Here is a 2,204-nt window from a genome sequence, read left to right as displayed (position 1 = left end):
CAGTAAAAGTCTCTCTCGTGGGCGCATGGCTTCACCGGGCTGGTTCGCCGAATGAAGTTTCCAACTAAGCCCCAAGCGGTGTTTAGCGCTATGTGACAAAGGCCCCCTATGGACCCCTTAAGCGGCTCGGGAACGCACTGTAGATAATTTATCGGGGGTGACAGTGGAACAAATATCAGGGGGACCCTTTGGGGGTTCCTGATATTTGTTCCAGCTGGCAGGACCCCATACATAGTTTTAGTGCGTTCCCGGTAACCAAATCAGGGTCCATAGGGGGGTTAGGCGATCAGCCTTTCTTGAACTTCTCTCGATACTCCGGTATCTCAATAATAGGCGGCCTTTCCACCGAAGGAATATCCGTCTTAATAACCCGATGGCTTGATCCCTCGGCGGATGCATCCATTTCCAGCGCTATGTGGTGATCCCCGAGCTCCCGCAGTATTTCGGCGGCGCCGTATTTTTTTATCCGCGCAGTAAAGGTGTTGAGTATACCGTAGGCCATTTTACCAAGGGCGGCGGTTGTCTGGTTCCGGTGGATGCGCAGGTCCAGGTCAACCTGGGCCATGGCTTCAATGCCCTGGAGCTGGAGTATGTCGATCAGGTGGCCTAACTCTACTCCGTAACCGACGGAAAAGGAAAGCTGCTCCAGAAGGCTGCGGCGGCCCGAGTATTCCCCCGAGAGGGGCTGGATCAGACGGGCCAGTTCGGGGTAGAAAAGAGAAAAGAGGGGGCGCACCAGTATTTCTGTGACCCTGCCGCCGCCGGTGGAGGAAATGCCCCCGGAGGAACGGATGGGACGTTCGTAAAAAGATTTGACATAGGCGGTCTTATCATCCTCCAGGAGGGGACCGATGAGGCCGTAGACGAATTTAGGGGCAATGTTGGAAATATCCGCATCCACCCAGACGATGATATCACCCTCCAATACGTAGAGACTTTTCCAAAGATTTTCCCCCTTACCCCGGTAGGCGCCGTAGTTGGGAAGTATGCTCTTGGAATCAAAGACCCGGGCGCCAAAACGTTCCGCCACCTTCCGGGTATTGTCCTTGGAGGAGGAATCGATCACCACGATTTCGTCCAACAGGGGGTAACGCTCCATCAGTTCTGTGCGCATCACCAATATTTCTTTACCAATGGTGGCTTCTTCGTTCAGGGTGGGAAAGGCCAGGGAAATTTTAAGGCCCTTCTTTTCCTTCAGTGATACTAAGCGGGGTATGTCGGAAAATTTGGAGTGGTGCCAGGTTTTCTGCAGCAGCGCATCTTGCAACGAAGTTCCCCGCGCATCTTCACTCATGTGTCACCTCCGCTCTGTGGTGGAGAGGCCACATCATGTGACATCCTTGTGATCAATGCCTCAATGAGCTGGCGTCCCTTTTCTATGGAAGCGATCTCAATGGTGTCCGAATTCAGACCTTCCCAACCCTGGGCTATGCCGATGGAAAATGATGGGATTCCCCGGTTGGAAAGGATGGCCGAAGGGTCGGCGCCGTTTTCTTCCCTCAAGCGGATATGGAGATCCTTCATGATGCCCCGGATGGTTTTGAAGAGTTCCGGGTTGTTATTCTGTTCCCCCACGGGGATGAAGGAGGTGATGTTCACTTCGGTTTTAATGGCCGAATCGGGGTTTGGATTCTCCACGGAAAACTTTGCGGCGTTTTCCGCAGTGGCTTTAACGGTGTTCATGGCCATTTCCAGTTGGGGGCCGTCGGAGGATTCCAGCTCTATCTCCAGGATCCCCTCCCGGGGCGCCCTCCCAAAGCCGGTTCCCGCTTCGATACGGCGTATATAAAAATGGGTTGTCCCCTTGGAATCCCAGCTGATCCCCGAAAGCTTGCGGGCCGTAGAAATAAGGGTATCCACCACCTGATTGGCGGTTTCGGGTTTTACGGGAATATCCGGGGCCTCCGTTTCGTCCCTGGTCACCTCCTTTTCATCCGGTGTCCGTCCCATGGTTACCCGGATACGGTAGATCCCCTGGGTATTGGTAATCACCGATCCCAGGGTCAATCCCCGTATTCCGATGGCGGCGCAGGGAAAATGGCTGGGGTTATCGAAAATGGGAAAAAAGGCGTTCCCGTCGGGGTCGTCCAGGGAGCGGGCGGCAAAGAGGATCAGGACATCCCTTCCCGATTGCAGCCGATCTTCGGTCAGGGCTTCTGCGATGGACAGGAGAGCGGCGCAGCCCAGGATATCCGCCAGCCCTG

At 54.8% G+C, this 2,204-nt stretch carries 2 protein-coding genes; both read right to left on the bottom strand.

All coding sequences use genetic code 11. The features are described 5' to 3' along the window. Positions 1 to 286: 286 nt before the first annotated feature. Positions 287 to 1,294, bottom strand: a complete 1,008-nt coding sequence (locus TPRIMZ1_RS0115220; RefSeq protein WP_010262085.1) for a glucosyl-3-phosphoglycerate synthase — start codon at positions 1,292 to 1,294, stop codon at positions 287 to 289. After that, positions 1,291 to 2,204: hypothetical protein (locus tag TPRIMZ1_RS19295; RefSeq protein WP_010262083.1), on the bottom strand; the 914-nt coding region annotated here is incomplete at its 5' end. The genes TPRIMZ1_RS19295 and TPRIMZ1_RS0115220, both read right to left, overlap by 4 nt.

This window comes from Treponema primitia ZAS-1 (assembly GCF_000297095.1).
GTDB classification, from domain to species: domain Bacteria; phylum Spirochaetota; class Spirochaetia; order Treponematales; family Breznakiellaceae; genus Termitinema; species Termitinema primitia_A.
This window is presented reverse-complemented; position numbering and strand designations above follow the sequence as displayed.